The following is a 16271-nucleotide window of genomic DNA, read 5'->3' as shown; positions in this document are numbered from 1 at the left end:
CCCCAACACCACCCTGAGCCCCACCGCACCACCCCTCACCTCACCCCCACCCCAGCCCATCCACACCCCGGCCCCCGGCCCCGCTGCGGCTGCCACCAATTCGCCCCCACCCGCACCGTCCAAGGGCCCACGCTGTGGGCGACGGCGCATGGCCTCGACATCCGGCCAGGCCAACCCCACGCCAGGGAGGCAAGCCGGTGAACACAGCCGACGACGCCACTCAAGCCCAGCCCGTCCCGGTCGGCTCACTCGTCATGGACCTGCGTCGACGCAAGATCGGACAAGTCATGGGCAAGGAAGGCCCCTGCCTCCAGCTCCGCCCACCCAAGGGCGGCCGGGAATGGGACGCGCGCCTCGACGACATCCGGCCCGCGACCGACGCCGAGAAGCTCAGCGCCAAGGTTCAGGTCGCGAACTGGGGAAGCAGGTGGACGTGACGCGATCCGTGTTCCGGTTCGCCCAGTGGAGCATCAGCCAGGAGAAGGTCGCCGCCGTCCCGCAGATCACGCATGAGTTGGAATGCGTCGTCTGCCACGACAGCTCCGGCCCCTGCCGCGGGTTCGAGACGGCTCGCGACTGGGCCTTTCGTCACAGCGGGCTCAACCCCTCCCACACCGCCTACCGGGAAACCGCCCACCGGAACTGGAGGGCAACGCTCCTAGAGTGACGCGCCCCCTCCCGGCCCCCGCCGACGCCACGGCGGGGGCCTTCGCGCACCTTCGCCGCGCGCTGGGGCGTCATGAAGCCTCTGACGCCCCGACATATCAACGTCAAACCAAACGACTTACCCGTGACAGGCGTCACACCACAAGGCCCAAGGTCGCAACCGGAGCGCAAGCGATTCGCCCCTGACGCTGGGACAATGTCCCGAAGCCCCAACCGGTAGGTGCAACAGCACATCGGCATCGGCACCCCGCGCAGAAGGAGAGCGAGACCCGCAATGGCCCAGCAGCCGCCCTTGCTCCGCGATGTCATCGACATCAAGGAGTCCATCTCCACCTCGGACTTCGTCCTGCAGCTGTCCGAGGCGACGGCCCCGGAGGGGGCCGAGCGCGCGCTCCACGACTACGTGGTCACCGAGCGGCTGCTGGAGAACTTCGACCAGGCTCTCGGGCTCATCAAGGCCGCCCTCGACGGACACCGCTCCAAGGCCGCCTACTTACACGGCTCGTTCGGTTCCGGTAAGTCGCACTTCATGGCGGTGCTGCACGCGTTGCTGAGCGGCAGCCCGGCCGCCCGCGAGCGCCGTGAGTTCGACTCCACCCTGACCAAGCACGAGTGGCTCACCACCGACGGCAAGAGGTTCCTGCTCGTGCCGTACCACATGCTTGGGGCCAAGGCCATGGAGCAGCGGGTCCTCGGCGGGTACGTGAGCCACGTCAAGAAGCTGCATCCGGAGACCCCCACCCCGCAGGTGTACCGGACGGACGCCCTGTTCGCGGATATCCGGGCCATGCGGGCCAGCATGGGCGACGATGCCGTCATCAAGGGGCTCACCTCGGCCGAGGCGGCCGGCGGCAACGAGGATGAGGGCGACGAGTGGGGCGAGTCCTTCGCGTGGGCACCGGCCCTCCTCGATACGGCCCTCGACGCCGAGGAGGTCCACGAAGCCGATCAGGCGCTCAACCTCGTGAGCCCGTCCACGCCCGCCGAGCTGCGGGCCCGGCTCGTACAGGACGCGAGCACGAACCTGTTGCCTGGGTTCGCGAAGAACGCGGCCGAGGACGAGCACGGATTCATCTCGCTCGACGCCGGCCTGTCCGTGATTGCCGAGCACGCCAAGTCGCTCGGCTATGACGGGCTGATCCTCTTCCTGGACGAGCTGATCCTGTGGCTCGCGACCCTCATTCACGACCCGAAGTTCGTGGCCCGCGAGGCCGGCAAAATCACGAACTTCGTGGAGGGTGCCGACGCGCGCCGTGCCGTCCCGGTGATCTCCTTCATCGCGCGCCAGCGTGACCTGCGCGAACTGGTCGGCGACGAGGTGTCGGGCGCGGCCGAGTCGTCCATCCAGGACACTCTGAACCTGGCATCCGGCCGTTTCGACAAGATCTCCCTGGAGGACCGCAACCTCCCCCAGATCGCCCACGCCCGGCTCCTCCAGCCCAAGGGCCCCGAAGCGGCCGCGCTCGTGGACGCCGAGTTCGCGAAGACCCGCAAGGTGCGCCGCGAGGTCTGGGACACCCTGCTCGGCTCCGACCGCGGCTCCGACGGCATAGGCGCGGACGAGGCGAGCTTCCGTCTCACCTACCCGTTCTCGCCGGCGTTCATGGACACCCTCGTCCATGTCTCCTCCGCCCTCCAGCGGAACCGTACCGGTATGAAGCTGATGGGCCAGCTCCTCGCCAACCACCGTCACCAGCTGCGACTGGGCGATCTGATCCCGGTGGGAGACCTCTACCCACTGATCACCGCGGGTGGCGACAAGCCCTTCACCGACAGCCTGAAGGTCGTCTTCGAGGCGGCCGACAAGCTGTACAAGACCAAACTCCGCCCGTACCTCCTCGCCACCTACAACGTGACGGACGAGGACGTCGAGCAGTACATGCGCCGTCCCGACAGCATCGCCGATCCGGACCTGCAGGTCCGGGCCAAGGCATTCGTCGGCGACAACCGGATCGTCGGCACCCTGCTGCTGTCCGCACTCGCCCCGAGCGTGCCCGCGCTGTCCGATCTGACGATCCGGCGGCTCTCCGCTCTCAACTACGGCTCGGTCGTCGCCCCGATTCCCGGGCGCGAGTACGGCATTCTCAAGAACAAGATCGCCGAGTGGGCGGGCCGCTTCCCTGAGATCAAGGAGACGGGCACGGATGCCAACCCGGGTGTCCGCCTCGAGCTCTCCGGCGTCGACGTCGACTCGGTCATCGCCAACGCCAACGTCAATGACAATCCGAGCAACCGCGCCGCGCTCGCCAAGCGGATCCTCGTGGAGGAACTCGGCGTCGAGCAGGGGAAGCTCGTCGACGAGCTGAACCTCGTGTGGCAGGGCACGGAACGTACCGTCGAGGTGGTCTTCGGGAACGTCGTCGACGAGGACGAGCTGCCCGACCACGCACTGGAGCCGCTGACGGACGGCCGCTGGCGGATCGTCGTCGACCTGCCCTTCGATGAGGGCGAATACGGGCCGGTCGAGGACGCCGACCGGATGCGGCGGCTGCGCGTCAAGCAGCAGGGGGAACGGTCACGCACCGTCGCCTGGCTGCCCACGCACCTGTCGAGCCAGAGGCACGCGGACTTCTGCCGTCTCGTCGTCATCGACAAAGCGCTCGCCGACGACCATCGCTTCGACACGCAGTACGCGGGCCATCTCAACGCGGACAACCGCGCTCGTGCCAAGGGGCTCCTGGAGACACAGCGGGAGGCGCTGCTCAAGAACGTCAAGGCGGCTTTCAAGCAGGCGTACGGGCTCGCGGAGAAGAAGGCCACGGACGTGGAGGTGGGCTTCAGCGACCACGTGGAGTCGCTGCGCGACGTCGACGGTCTCAGCTTTTCCATCGGCCAGTCCCTGCACGACGGCATCCGGCACATCGCCGGCAAGCTGCTCGCGAGCCAGTATCCGGCCCACCCGGACCTCGACCCCGAGGGCAGCGGGAAGACCGTGACGTCGGCCGACGCGCGGAAGGCGTTCACGCACATCCGGGCCGCCGCCGAGGCGCGCGATCAGCGAACCGAAGTGCCGGCTGTGGATCGCAGGCTCATGCAGCGGGTGGCCGGGCCGCTGCGGCTCGGTCAGCAGAAGGAGGCGTACTTCGAGCTGTCCGCCTACTGGGCGGACCACTTCCGTCAGCTCGCACGCGGCCAGGGTGTCACGGGCGACCTCTCGCTGATCACTCTCACGGACTGGACCGACAAGCCGGAGCCGCGCGGCCTGCCCGATTTCCTCGCGAAGCTCGTGGTGGCGTCCTTCGCCGAGATGGACGACAGGGTGTGGGTGCGCGAGGGCATGCCGCTCGATCCCGCCCCGGAGCTGTCAGCGATCAAGGACCGTGACGCGCTGCGCAGCCAGCCCCTGCCTTCCGAGGCATCCTGGGAGACGGCCGGGCAGCGTTTCGAGGCCGTCTTCGGGCAGAAGGCTCCGGCGCTACGGCGTGGGCGCATGGTCAACCAGTTCGCCCGCCAGATCACGGAGCAGGCTCGTACCTATCAGGAGTCGGCTGCCGAGCTGGTACGCCGGCTGGAGGAGCACGCCGGTTTCCTGGGCCTCGACGACTCCGACGAGTCGGGCCGCCTCGCCCTGGCCCGGCGGGCCGCCGATCTACTGAAGGAGCTCGCCCGGGCAGCGGGTCAAGGATCGGCGGGAGCGAAGAGGACGGTGGAAGCACTCGCCTCCTTCGACCTCGGAGAGGTCACCGCGGACCGCTACGGCACGTCGGTCAAGCAGGCGAGGGCAGTGGCCGAGGCACTGACCTCGGCCTCGTGGACCACGCTCGACCTTGCCTCGGCCGCGGGCCCGGAAGGTCAGGCGCTTCTCGAGTCCCTGCGGAACACCGCTCGCGGCGACCAGCGGTCCGGCGACCTCCGCGAGGCCCTGGCACGCACGCAGCGCGAGGTACTCGCGCTGATCAAGCGCAATCAGGCGCCCTCCGCCCCATCACCTGCCCCCGCGCCCGTCCCCGCCCCGAGGTCAGCAGCGGACGTCTCGCTGACCACGCAGACCAGTCACCCGCCCATCCGGGAGGACGTATCGCCGGCATCCGCCGGCAGTCCGGTCCAGGTGCGTCGCCGGTCCGGTGGCAGGCGCAGCACGGCAGCCCGTGCCGTGGCGGAGCTCCAGGCCGAGCTGGCCGAGCTCGTGTCCCGGGAACCCGGTGTCACCGTCGAAATCACCTGGCGGGTCGTCGACGCATGAGGACATCGGCCACATCGGTCGCCGTACGGCTGAATCTCGCGACCGTCACCCAGTACCTGTCGTCCCAGTCCTCGCTCGCCGCCTCCCTCACCGGTGGCGGCAAGCGGCGGGCGGTGCTGCTGCGCTCGGCGCCCCAGTGGGACGGTCCCGCCGGACCCGTGTGGGGCGACGGGCAGACCGCCGCTGTCGCGGCCGCGCCCTCCCCGCTCGCCGTCCACGAGCTGATTATCGGTCACCTCACTGATGGAGCGGCGGGACCGGACGTCCTCGTGGTGCTGACCGACCGAGAGCAGAACGAACTGGACCCGGCGATCCTGGCCCGCGCCCACAAGCAGCGCATCGAGGCCGTCGACAGCTGGGACGTGGTCCGCGAGGTGTTCGGCGCGCAGCAGGTGGACTCCCGGCTCAAGGAGGACAACTGGGCCGCTGAGGCACTTTTGGATGCCAACCCGCCGGGTGGCTGGCCGCCGATCGCGGGTGGCGTGCTGTCCCGGCAGACGGCCCTGTCCGCCCTGGCGCTGCGCCGGCTGCGGCTCGGCCCGTACGACGGCGATGCCGGGCCCACCCGCCCGGGGCGCGGTCCGGCGGACGGCAGTCTCGACGCGCAGGCCCTGCTGGACTGGTCCCTGACCGTCGGTGGCCCCGAGCGTTTCCTCGAGCTGCGCGGACCCGAGCGTGCGGCCCTGGCCGCGTTCCTGAGCGAGGAGGAGCAGGCGGGCCTCGCAGGCCGGGGGCTCCTTGCCCTGGTGGAGGCCGAGCACGGTGCCGACGCGGTCGCGTTCGGCCTGGTGTGCGCGGCCCTGTGGCTGCATGCCGCGCCGGACGCCGGCGTCTACCGGGCACGGGGGCGCGCCGAGCGGTGGTTCGGGGAGCAGCCACCGGCGACCGGTGAGCACCTCGACGCCCTGGCTTCCGCCCTCGGCCGGGCCTCGGAGGGCTACGTCTGCGCGCTGCTCATCATCGCGGCACGCGGGACGGGCGGCGCCACGGAGGAGGGCCGGGAGGCCCGGCGGATGAGCGAGACCGTGCTGGACCGGGCATCCGCCCTCGTCCGCCAGTTCGGCGCGGAGGCGGCTGCGGCGGAAAGTCCCGTACTCCCCGGGGGCCTCGATGCCCGGTTCACGGCCGTGGGGCAGGCCCTGGCAGCCGGACGGCTCGGGCCTCTGGCGGAGGCGGTCGGCTCCCTTGACGTGCACAGGCGCGCGGACCTGCCCGAGTCACGAGTGCGCATCGAACGGGCCCGTATGGGGCAGCGCCTGGCCCAGTGGATGGCGGGCGACCCGGCTGTCGCGACGGACACAGTGGCCGCCGCGATCGATCGGCAGGTCGCGGAGACCGGGTGGGTGGACCAGGCCCTCGAGTACATCGAGGCCGGCGGCGACCCCGATCCCGTACTGAAGTCCGCGTACGACCGGCTCGGCGCCCACGTCCGCGAGCGCCGTCACGAGATCGACCGGAACTTCGCCCACACGCTGGCAGAATGGACGGCAGCCGGCACTCGGCCGGGTTCGATGCTGACGGTGGAGACATTCCTCGACCAGGTCGTGAAACCGGTCGTACGGGGCGGCAACGCGCAGCGCGTCCTGCTGCTCGTGCTGGACGGTATGAGCGCCGCCATCGCCGTCGAGCTGGCGGAGGAGCTCCGCGCTTCGTGGGCCGAGTTCGATCCGGTGAAGGAGGGTGTGCCGCGCCGCCGTGCGATGGCGGCCGCTCTGCCGACGGTGACGGCGGTTTCCCGTACGTCCCTTTTCGCGGGAAGCCTGGTGAAGGGATCGCAGGCGGACGAACAGCGCCTGTTTCCCGCCCACAAGTTCTGGGGCGGAGCTCCCGCCGCGGTGTTCCACAAGGACGACCTACGGGGCGAGGGAGTGGGGGATACCTTCGGCTCCAGCCTCGCCGAGGCCCTCACCGACGGGCGCACACACGTCGCGGTCGTCCTGAACGCCATCGACGACCGACTCGCCAAGGAGCAGAAGCTCGGCGACGGATCCTGGCGTGCCGGCCACATCCCCGGACTCCTCGAGCTGCTGCGCGTGGCAGCCACGCAAGGCATGGCCGTACTCCTGACCAGCGACCACGGGCATGTGGTGGACCGGCACGGCGTGAGGGCCGAGGCACAGTCCCCCGAGTCCGCCCGTCACCGCGTTCCGGACGGGACGGTGGGCAAGGCCGAGGTCGAGCTCTCCGGGCCGCGTGTGGTCTGGCCCGAGCCCGGCTCCTCGATCACCGCGCTGTGGGACGCCGACTCCCGTTACACCGCCCTTAAGGCGGGCTACCACGGCGGTGCCTCTCTCGCCGAGTTCGCCATTCCGGTTCTCGCCTTCCTCCCCTTCGGCGCGACTCCGCCCAAGGAGTGGAAGGAACTGGGCGACCAGCGGCCGCTGTGGTGGCATCTGGACGGGCAGCAGCCACGCCCTGCAGCGGTGCAGACCGACCGGGCCTCCGCACCCTCCGCGCCGAAGAAGCCCGGCCGGCAGAAGCCCACGAAGACCCAGGTCGAGCTCGACCGGACGCACGACTCGCTGTTCGACGTCGCCCCGGTGCCGGCGGGCGACGGCGAGGAGGCTCTGCTCAGCACGGCGCTGGTGTCGCCGGACGAGTCCCTGGTCGCTGCGCTTGTCGCGTCGGAGGTGTTCCAGGACCAGATCGGTTTGCTGGCCCGGAAGCCGCCGCAGGACAAGGTCGAGAAGGCGCTGCTTGCTCTCCTCGACGCGGGAGGCACGCTGCCGACGACGGCGCTCGCCCAGCGAGCCGGTTACCCCGCCACCCGGGCCGACGGCTTCGCGGCGGTTCTGCGGCAGCTCCTCAACTATGACGGTATACAGGTCCTGGAGACGCTGCCGGACGGGCGGACGCTCCGGCTGCACCACGGTCTGCTGCGGACGCAGTTCGGCCTGTCCACGTGCTGATGACGTCGTGGCTCAGCCGACATAGTCGCGCAGCAGGGCGGTGAAGGCGGTCAGCTCTCGCATGGACTCGGGCGGCAGCGGTCCCTCATCGAAGTGGGCGATCCGGTTCCGGATCGCCTGCACCTGCTGCAGGTGTCGGACGAACTGCGCACGGTCCAGGGAACCGCACTGAAGTGCCGTCCAGTTGAGATCGGCTTGCTGCGCCATGCCCGTCTTCTTCTGCTCACCGTCGAGCAGGCGCACGTAGTCGCCGAACATCAGGTCTTCGACCCTGCCCGAACGCTGCTCGGCCTTCTTGTTGGTCTGGACGGCTTTGACCGCCTCTTCGGTGAGACTGGCTCCCAGCCACCGGCGCAGGAGGGACTCGATCTCCCCGAGAAGGAAGAACGGGTGCGCAGCGCTCTTGAAGCGATCGACGACATGGGCATGGGTCACGATCCCGGACAGGCTTCCGTCCTCCCGCCTCACCAGCAGGTAGCCCTGCTCCGTGAGCATCGGCAAGCAGGTGAAGAATTCTTGTCGGACGTCGGCCCACGGCAGGTACTCCTGCTGCATGGCGTTGTCGAGGGTCGGCTCCTTGTTCCGCTCGTACATGAGGGCCAGAGAGCGCCAGGTGACGACGCCGTGCACGGCCGTCATGCCTGTCGTGACGGGTACCTGGTCACAGCCGTGGTGGCGCATGAGGTACGTCGCCTGGGACAGTGCATTGCTGGCGGAGACACAGCGCACTCCCCCACGGGCAGACGGCAGGTCACCGATCAGCAGGCGCTGCGGAAGTGCACTGGACGGCAGCGAGCCGCCCTCGACTTCCTGGTCCTCGCTCTCCCCGGGCGGGGGCACCGCCGTGACGAGCGCGACGACCTGTACCCTGTCCCCTGCCCCGCAGGTGGCGAAGTCCGGAAGGGTGGCAAGTCCGGCGTCGCTCAACACCTGGGCGATTTCATGGACGTTCCAGGGCCGGCGCACCCTGACACCGAAAAGCTCGAGGAATTCCCCCAGGGGCAGCTCGGACCCCTTGAGGTCGAGCAGCTCCCGTTCGCTGGGGCGAACCATCACCGGACCGCCTTGTCGTCCGTGATGTCACGCAGGATCGTCCGCTTGCCCATGGCCGCGTACACCATGTCCAGAAGCTGTCCGGCGCGCGCGGCATAGAACGTCTGATAGTCGTTCTTCCGCAGAAGATAGGGATCGATCAGGTGCGTTGCGATCACATCGTCGAACCATTCGCGACGCATGTCGGCCGCCGCGGCCAGGGAGTCGAGGCAGGACGCCGGTGGACTGGTCAGGGCCTGCGCGGCCCGCGACGACAGTGGTGTCTTGTTGACGATGGAATTGGCAGGACAACCGCTGCCGGCCTGGTGGCGGCGCACCCAGGCCGGCTGGAAGACGTAGCGGATGTCCACCCCGTACTCGTCCAGCAGGCCCGGCTTCAGCGGGGCATCCGTGTAATGCCAGTCCACCGCCCCCTGCTTCATGAGCAGCGTGTAGATCCCCTTGTAGGCGGCGCTGTTGCGGGTGGTGAGGGTGTCCAGTCGCTCCGGGAAGAAGTAGGCATCGTTGACGGTCTCCGGGGCGACCCCTTCACGCCGGATCCACGCCACGAGCTGCTCGACGTCGCGGGTGAAGCGGGTCTCGGTCGAGCCGCCGTACATCTCGCCGAGCACACCGCACCAGTACCACTGAGTGAGCATGTCCTCGGCGCCAAGCGTGTCGGTCTCCTCGCCGAGAATGGCGCGGACCGCGGCGAGCGGGACCAGTTGGGTGCGATAGGGCAGATCGGTGACACGCACGATGCACTGCTTCTCGAGGAAGGACCCGACCCAGCCGAACGCATCCGCCAGCCGGGGCGCCAGCGATTCGAAGTCTGTGAGGGGCAGTTCGAGAAGGTCACGGCGCTTGCAGGAGACTCCGGTGCCCAGCCCGTTCTGCTTGCGCAGCCAGGTGCGAACGAGCGCGACGGCCTGCAAGAAGTCGCTGCTGCTCAGGCCGTGGTCGAGACTCACGTCGAGCCGGCCGAACACCGGATAGCGGCTCGCCAGATTCTCCTTGACCGACTGCCATGCCTGGGGCAGCTGGTAGTACGTGCCCTCCCGCTCCCGGTAGGCGCGGTCCCCGGCGTACGTGGCGGTCAGGAGCTCGAAGACGGTGAGCTGAACGCCCCCCGTGTTCACACGCTCGAAAACGGCGCAGACGGCGTCCATGGAGGTGGAAGCAGCAAGCTTGATCATGGGAACTTGAAACGAGCGCACATGCTCGAGGACCTGCTCCTCGAAACGGCTCCACAGGTCGAACCGCCTGTCGTCCGACCTCTCGTAGACCCGGCGCCACGCGTTCACCCGCGCGGTGTCGAACACGATGTGCAGGGGGAACAGCCCGGCGGCGCACTCCCCTTCGGTGCTGGTCAGGTCGTGGATGACGTCACGGGCGAAGTTGGCCCGCAGCACCTTGTCCTCCGGCACGGAGACGATCGCCTCGTCGCGGTCCGCAGGAGTCCCGACGGCCTTCTCGATGTCAACGTAGTACCAGCGTTCAACGGGCTTGTCCCGTGCGTCCTTCGTCTTCACCGGCCTGTCCTGAAACAGGGCCTGGAACAGCGACGTCAGACGCTGCTGACCGTCGAGAAGCAACAGGCTGGGTTCCAGCCCTTCCGCGAACCGCGCTCCAGTGAGCTCCCGGGCCCGGAACGGGGAATCACCGCCCGTCTCCAGGGTCATCACCACGCCCAGAGGGTAGTCGAGCGTCACCGTCGCGATAATGGCGCGGATTCGATCGTCGTCCCATTTCCAGTCGCGCTGGAAATCAGGCAGCTGCAGCGCCCCTGAAGCGACCTCTGCCAGGAGCGTCTTGAGCTTCACATTGTCGAGTCCTGCCACGCGCCCATCCCCCACCCTTGCCGTTCACGCTCTCTCGCGCGGGCAGCGATTAGATCAAGGCGAGAACGGGCCAGTCAACGTAACTGCTCGGTGAAACGCTCCACTTCAGCCAACCACGGTGCCGGCCTCCGGACCCTCGCCTCGATGGGAGACTGGTGACGTGAGTACCGCCCAGTCCTCCCGTTCCGCCCACGCCAGTGCGGCACGCCGCCGTGCGGTGATCGACGCCCTGCGACGCGGCGCCGTGCCCGAGGCCGGGCTCGACCTGCTGGCCACCGGCCTGGACCGGTTCGAAACAGCACTCGACGACGAGTTGCACGCGGTCGCCTCCGGGGCATCGGTGTTCAAAGCCGTACGCGGTGAGTACGGCTCCGGCAAGACCTTCTTCACCCGGTGGCTGGGGGAGCGGGCCAAGCGACTCGGCTTCGCCGTGGCCGAGGTCCAGATCTCGGAGACCGAGACACCCCTGCACAAGCTCGAGACCGTCTACCGGCGCCTGACCGAGCGGCTGACCACGGCGAGCTTCCCACCCAGCGCGCTCAGGCCCGTCGTGAACGCCTGGTTCTACGCGCTGGAGGAGGACACCCTCGCGGACGGAGCAAGCGAGGACGAACTGACCGGCGAGGTCGAAAAGCTGCTGACCGCACGACTCGCCGCAGTATCCCGGCATGCTCCGTCCTTCGCGACCGCCCTCCGCGGTTACCGGTCGGCCCTCACTGAGAACGACGAGGCGACAGCGGCGGCTGTCCTGGCCTGGCTGGGTGGTCAGCCGCACGTGGCCGCGGCTGTACGGCGGTCGGCCGGAGTGCGCGGCGACCTCGACCACTTCGGCGCCCTCGGCTTCCTGCAGGGCCTGCTGACCGTGCTCCGCGACTCCGGGCACCGGGGGCTGTTCATGGTCCTGGACGAGGTGGAGACGCTTCAACGCGTGCGATCGGACGCCCGGGACAAGGCCCTGAACGCGCTGCGGCAGCTCATCGACGAGGTCCATTCGGGGCGCTTCCCTGGCCTGTACCTGGTGATTACGGGTACCCCGGCCTTCTACGACGGACGGCAGGGTGTGCAGCGCCTCGCGCCGCTCGCGCAACGCCTCGCCACCGACTTCACCACCGATCCACGCTTCGACAACCCTCGCGCCGTACAGCTTCGACTGCCTGGCTTCACCCTGGAATCACTGGTCCGTCTCGGAGTGACCATCCGGGACCTGTATGCCGCGGGCGCCGACGCCCCCGAGCGCGTCATGGCACTCGCAGATGACGTGTACGTCGCCGAGCTGGCCCGCGCTGTCGGTGGGGCCCTGAGCGGGAAGGCCGGTGTCGCTCCCCGGCTCTTGTTGAAGAAGCTCGTCGGCGATGTCCTCGACCGCATCGACCAGTTCGAGGACTTCGACCCCAGAAAGCACTACCGGCTGACCGTAGCCGACGCTGAGCTCACCGGCATGGAAAGGAATCTGGTCGCTGCGACATCAGCCGACGACATCGAGCTGGACGTGTGATGACCGGCACTGGAGACCCTGCAGACCCCGTGGAACGGCTCGATCCCGTCGTCATCCACCACGTGGTGAACACACTCGGCTGGCCCGACTTGCGGCCGCTGCAGCGCGCCGCAGTCAACCCGTTGATGGACGGCGAGGACGCCGTGCTGCTCGCTCCCACAGCGGGTGGAAAGACCGAGGCTGCCTGCTTGCCGATCCTTTCGGCCATGTCCGCGCAGAACTGGTCCGGCACCTCCGTGCTCTACCTGTGTCCGCTCAAGGCGCTGCTCAACAATCTGGTGACACGCATTGACTCGTACGCCCAATGGCTCGGTCGGCGCGCCGGCCTGTGGCATGGTGACACGAAGGAGTCGCAACGTCGGCGCATGCGCACCGAGCCTCCAGACGTCCTGCTCACCACGCCCGAGTCGCTGGAGGCCATGCTCATCGGCGTGAAGACCGACCATGCCCGTCTACTGGGGAACGTGCGGGCGGTCATCATCGACGAGGTACATGCCTTCGCGGGCGACGACCGCGGCTGGCACCTGCTGGCCGTGCTGGAGCGTCTGCAGCGGATCACGGGGCGCCCGCTCCAGCGGATCGGGCTCTCGGCGACCGTCGGAAATCCCCGGCAGTTGCTCTCCTGGCTGCAAGGGTCCGGCTCCGGGAAGCGGCCGGGCCGGGTCGTCGCTCCTGACTCCGTCGCCGCACCGGATGTGGTTTCCGCACGCGGCCACGTCCCGGAAGGCGCACGCCCCACGGTCCCGGCGGGCGACGTGGAACTGGATTACGTCGGCTCTCTCAATAACGCCGCAAAACTCATCGCCGCCCTGCACAAAGGCGAGAAGCGGCTGGTGTTCTGCGACTCGCGGCGCCAGGTGGAGCAGCTGGGCGCGGCGCTCCGGGCGCGCGATGTGACCGTGTTCCTGTCGCATGCCTCGCTGGCAGCGGAGGAGAGAGCCAGGTCCGAGCAGGCGTTCGCGGAAGCGCGGGACTGTGTCATCGTCTCGACGTCCACCCTGGAACTCGGCATTGACGTGGGTGACTTGGACCGCGTCATTCAGGTCGACTCACCCGGCACGGTGGCGTCGTTCTTGCAACGCCTAGGGAGGACGGGACGGCGACCAGGGGCGGCTCGCAACTGCCTGTTCCTCGCGACGCGCAAGGACGCTCTGCTGCAGGCGGCTGCGCTGCTTCTGCTCTGGGGGCGAGGCTGGGTCGAGCCGGTGATCGCACCGCCCGAGCCACGCCACCTGGTGGCGCAACAGCTGCTCGCCGCCATACTTCAAGAGCACAAGATCGGCGACCGTTTGTGGCCCGAGCAGTGGAACGGTCTCGCCCCCTTCGACCGCTCGGCAACCCCCATCCTGCGCCATCTGGTGAGCGAGGGCTTTCTCGACGAGGACGGCGGCATGCTGTTCATCGGCCCCGCAGCCGAACAACGCTTCGGCCGACGTCACTTCATCGAGCTGACCGCCTCCTTCACAGCACCCCCTCAGTTCACCGTCTTGTCGGGGCGTACGGAGATCGGGCAGATGGACCCCTCCGTACTGACCGAGGAACGGCCGGGGCCGCGCCGATTGCTGCTGGCCGGTCGCAGCTGGCATGTGACCTTCATCGACTGGGGGCGCAAGCGGGTCTTCGTCGAGCCGGTCGACAGCGGCGGAGTCGCCAAGTGGACAAGCGGCTCGCTCGTCGGCCTGTCGTACGCGCTCACGCGCGCCATGCGTGAGGTACTCCTGGGTGCAGATCCCCCTGTCTCGCTGACCCGCCGGGCGACGGCGTGTCTGAGCGAGTGGCGGCAGGAGGGCGCTCCTCACGTGGTGCACCCCGGCGGGACGCTGGTGACCCGAACGGGCGGTGATGTGCGCTGGTGGACCTGGGCCGGATATCGCGCCAATGCCACACTCGCCGCGACACTTCCGTCGATCGCCGATCCCGTTCAGCGCCCGACCGACTGCTGTGTGCGGCTACGGGAGGACCTGACGTCCCAAGCTTGGCGCAAAGCCCATGCAGGCGCCGAGGGGGGCTCGGCATTGCTGCTCCCGGATGTGGACCGGCGAGCTGTGCAGGGACTGAAATTCTCCTCCGCGCTGCCTCAGCGACTCGCGACGGCAACGGTCGCGGCACGGCTCGCGGACTTCGAGGGCGCGCATGCCGTGCTTGTGGAGCCGGTGCACTTTGACTTGGATTCCTCCGTCTGACCGCGAGCGCGGGGTAGTCGGCGGTGGGCATGAGCCAAGTCGTTGCCTTCCTCGCCGCTGGCACATACCCCGGCCAGATCTCACGGGCCCGCTGCAGAACCTTCACCAGAACCTCGCTCTCCAGGACAAGGGCACCTTACCCGTGAGCTTGGCCCGCTTGACCGCCGCTCCCTGTGGCATTCGGAATGCCATAAACCCCGGTTCAGGCCTCTTTGGCCACCGGCTGCAGGATGGCCACCAGCACCGGAGATCGATCACTTCTCCTCCCGCCGGTCCGTCGCACCGTGCGCGGGCCCCCGCGCGCCCGGCTCCCCGGGCGCGAACGCTTTCGCGAGGCGGACACAAGAAGGGGAGGGGGCCGCGGAAGGCGTGGCCCGTGGAAGGGGAGGTCCGTGGCAACGGACGAGGAACTGCTGGCGCGCTCGGGAACCGACGCGTCGGCCTTCGAACCGCTCGTGGAGCGCCATTCGAGGGCGCTGCACGGCTACTTCGCACGCCGGGCGCCCGGCGCGGCGGACGATCTGCTGGCCGAGGCCTGGCTACGGGCCTACGCGGGACGCGGCACCTACGACGCGGCCCGCGGGCCGGTCCGGGCATGGCTCTTCGGCGTGGCCCGCAACGTGCTGGCCGCGCACTGGCGCGGGCAGGAACGGCCCGGGGCCGCCGCCGCCACGCTCGCCGGCGAGGCGAGCAGCGACCCGTGGCACGCCGTCGACCGGAGGCTGGACGCGGCGGCGGTCGCGCCGCTGATGCGCCGGACCCTGGCCGAGCTGCCGGCCGTGGAGCGGGAGCTGCTGCTCCTGATCGCGTGGGAGCAGCTCAGCCCCACCGAGGCCGCGGCCGTCGTCGGCGTCCCCGCGGGCACGGCCAGGTCCCGGCTGCACCGGGCGCGCACCCGGCTGCGCGCGGTACTCGCCCCCTCCGCCCCGCTTCCCCTGACAGGAGACCTCGCATGACCGGGCAGCAGGACATGAACGACAGGGACCTCCTCGACTTCCCCGGCGCCCGGCGGCTGAAGGCCGCGGGCAAGGTCGCGCCGCCCTCGGCGGACGCCGTAGCCGCGGCGCTGGCCGCCGTGCGGTCGGCAGCCGCCGACCGGGCGGAGGGGGACGTGCCGACCGTCGAGCTCGAACGGGAGCCGGTGGTCGCGGTGGTCCCGGTGCGGACATGGCGGCGGCGCCTTCCCGTGCTCGCCTCCGTGGCGGCGGTCGTGGCGGTCGCGCTGGGTGTCGCGTTCCAGCCCTGGTCGGGCTCCGGGGACGGGCACGGCAGCTCCCCGGCGGCGGAGCGGGCGGCGGCGCAGGAGCGGACGGGCACGGCACCGTACTGGAAGGTGCGGACCTCCCACTGGAGCCGGAACAGCGAGAAGGCCCAGAAGGACGAGTCGTACGAGACCGTCTGGCTGAGCCGGAATGACAAACGCGGGCAGTTCGGTGACGGCCCGGTCCGGGAGCACTCCGAGTTGGGGATGGCGGGGACGGCCTTCTGGATCGACCGCAATCCGATCATGTGGGACGACCTGAACAAGCTGCCCACCGACCCGGCAGCACTGCGGGCCCGACTCCTCGGAAAGGCCACCGGGGAATCGGCCGAGGAGGGGCTCTTCAACGGCATCGAGGAGCTGCTCGCCCGCTCACCCGCCGAACCGCGGCTGCGGGCCGCACTGTTCAAGGTCCTCACCGGGATTCCCGGGGCGCGGGTGACGGAACAGGTCAAGGACAGCACCGGTCGCCCCGGCACGGCCGTCGACCTGGACGCCGACACCTGGCGCCTGCGACTGATCATCGACCCCGGGACGCTCCACACGCTGGAGGCCGTGACCACGGCGCGGAACGACGGCCTGAAATGGGGAACGCAGAAGCTCCGGGCCGGCGACCTCCTCCTCCGCACCACCTACCTCTCCGTGGGCCCCGCCTGGGAGGCCCCGAAGCCGGCCCCGCGGCCGTAGCAGCCCCCTACCTC

General features: G+C 69.5%; 10 protein-coding genes. 8 read left to right on the top strand and 2 right to left on the bottom strand.

All coding sequences use genetic code 11. The annotated features are described in order from the left end of the window. Positions 1-197: 197 nt before the first annotated feature. From J1792_RS22695 to pglZ, 4 genes are all read left to right on the top strand, one after another. Positions 198-437: a hypothetical protein gene (locus tag J1792_RS22695; RefSeq protein WP_207248054.1), complete on the top strand. Its 240-nt coding sequence runs from the start codon at positions 198-200 to the stop codon at positions 435-437. Further along, positions 434-667, top strand: a complete 234-nt coding sequence (locus J1792_RS22690) for a DUF7848 domain-containing protein (RefSeq protein WP_086575428.1) — start codon at positions 434-436, stop codon at positions 665-667. The genes J1792_RS22695 and J1792_RS22690 overlap by 4 nt, the downstream gene beginning before the upstream one ends. Before the next feature lie 273 nt (positions 668-940). Beyond that, the gene (gene pglY, locus J1792_RS22685; RefSeq protein ID WP_207248053.1) at positions 941-4849 is read left to right on the top strand and encodes a BREX-2 system ATPase PglY; all 3909 of its coding nucleotides are present in this window, start codon (positions 941-943) and stop codon (positions 4847-4849) included. After that, complete coding sequence (gene pglZ, locus J1792_RS22680) at positions 4846-7758, top strand: BREX-2 system phosphatase PglZ (protein ID WP_086571289.1); 2913 nt, start codon at positions 4846-4848, stop codon at positions 7756-7758. The genes pglY and pglZ overlap by 4 nt, the downstream gene beginning before the upstream one ends. 12 nt (positions 7759-7770) lie before the next feature. On the opposite strand, the gene J1792_RS22675 is transcribed toward pglZ, so the two are convergent. Then, a complete protein-coding gene (locus tag J1792_RS22675; protein ID WP_242646344.1) occupies positions 7771-8811 on the bottom strand; it encodes a CBS domain-containing protein in 1041 nt (346 codons plus the stop codon). Continuing rightward, positions 8811-10631 carry a DUF262 domain-containing protein gene (locus tag J1792_RS22670; protein WP_086571292.1) on the bottom strand — a complete coding sequence of 607 codons (1821 nt, stop codon included), beginning with the start codon at positions 10629-10631 and terminating at the stop codon, positions 8811-8813. The genes J1792_RS22675 and J1792_RS22670 overlap by 1 nt, the downstream gene beginning before the upstream one ends. Before the next feature lie 160 nt (positions 10632-10791). On the opposite strand from J1792_RS22670, the gene brxD reads away from it, so the two are divergent. The 4 genes from brxD to J1792_RS22650 all read left to right on the top strand — a co-directional run bounded on the left by brxD (position 10792) and on the right by J1792_RS22650 (position 16257). Then, complete coding sequence (brxD, locus tag J1792_RS22665) at positions 10792-12126, top strand: BREX system ATP-binding protein BrxD (protein ID WP_086571294.1); 1335 nt, start codon at positions 10792-10794, stop codon at positions 12124-12126. Then, on the top strand, positions 12126-14309 hold the full coding sequence (locus tag J1792_RS22660) for a DEAD/DEAH box helicase (RefSeq protein WP_207248052.1): 2184 nt from the start codon (positions 12126-12128) through the stop codon (positions 14307-14309). Before brxD ends, J1792_RS22660 begins: the two co-directional genes overlap by 1 nt. A gap of 392 nt (positions 14310-14701) precedes the next feature. After that, on the top strand, positions 14702-15265 hold the full coding sequence (locus tag J1792_RS22655) for an RNA polymerase sigma factor (RefSeq protein ID WP_086571296.1): 564 nt from the start codon (positions 14702-14704) through the stop codon (positions 15263-15265). Next, positions 15262-16257 (top strand): CU044_5270 family protein, encoded by a 996-nt coding sequence (locus J1792_RS22650; RefSeq protein ID WP_086571297.1) that lies wholly within the window; start codon positions 15262-15264, stop codon positions 16255-16257. Before J1792_RS22655 ends, J1792_RS22650 begins: the two co-directional genes overlap by 4 nt. The last annotated feature ends 14 nt before the right edge of the window (positions 16258-16271 follow it).

Origin of the sequence: Streptomyces triculaminicus (genome assembly GCF_017349075.1) — a bacterium.
In the GTDB taxonomy this organism is placed as follows: Bacteria; Actinomycetota; Actinomycetes; order Streptomycetales; family Streptomycetaceae; genus Streptomyces; species Streptomyces triculaminicus.
This window is presented reverse-complemented; position numbering and strand designations above follow the sequence as displayed.

Coding starts and splice junctions, on each gene's coding strand:
- J1792_RS22650 (WP_086571297.1), top strand. CDS start 15,262: ATGACCGGGCAGCAGGACATGAACGACAGGGACCTCCTCGACTTCCCC.
- J1792_RS22660 (WP_207248052.1), top strand. CDS start 12,126: ATGACCGGCACTGGAGACCCTGCAGACCCCGTGGAACGGCTCGATCCC.
- pglZ (WP_086571289.1), top strand. CDS start 4,846: ATGAGGACATCGGCCACATCGGTCGCCGTACGGCTGAATCTCGCGACC.
- J1792_RS22675 (WP_242646344.1), bottom strand. CDS start 8,811: ATGGTTCGCCCCAGCGAACGGGAGCTGCTCGACCTCAAGGGGTCCGAG.
- pglY (WP_207248053.1), top strand. CDS start 941: ATGGCCCAGCAGCCGCCCTTGCTCCGCGATGTCATCGACATCAAGGAG.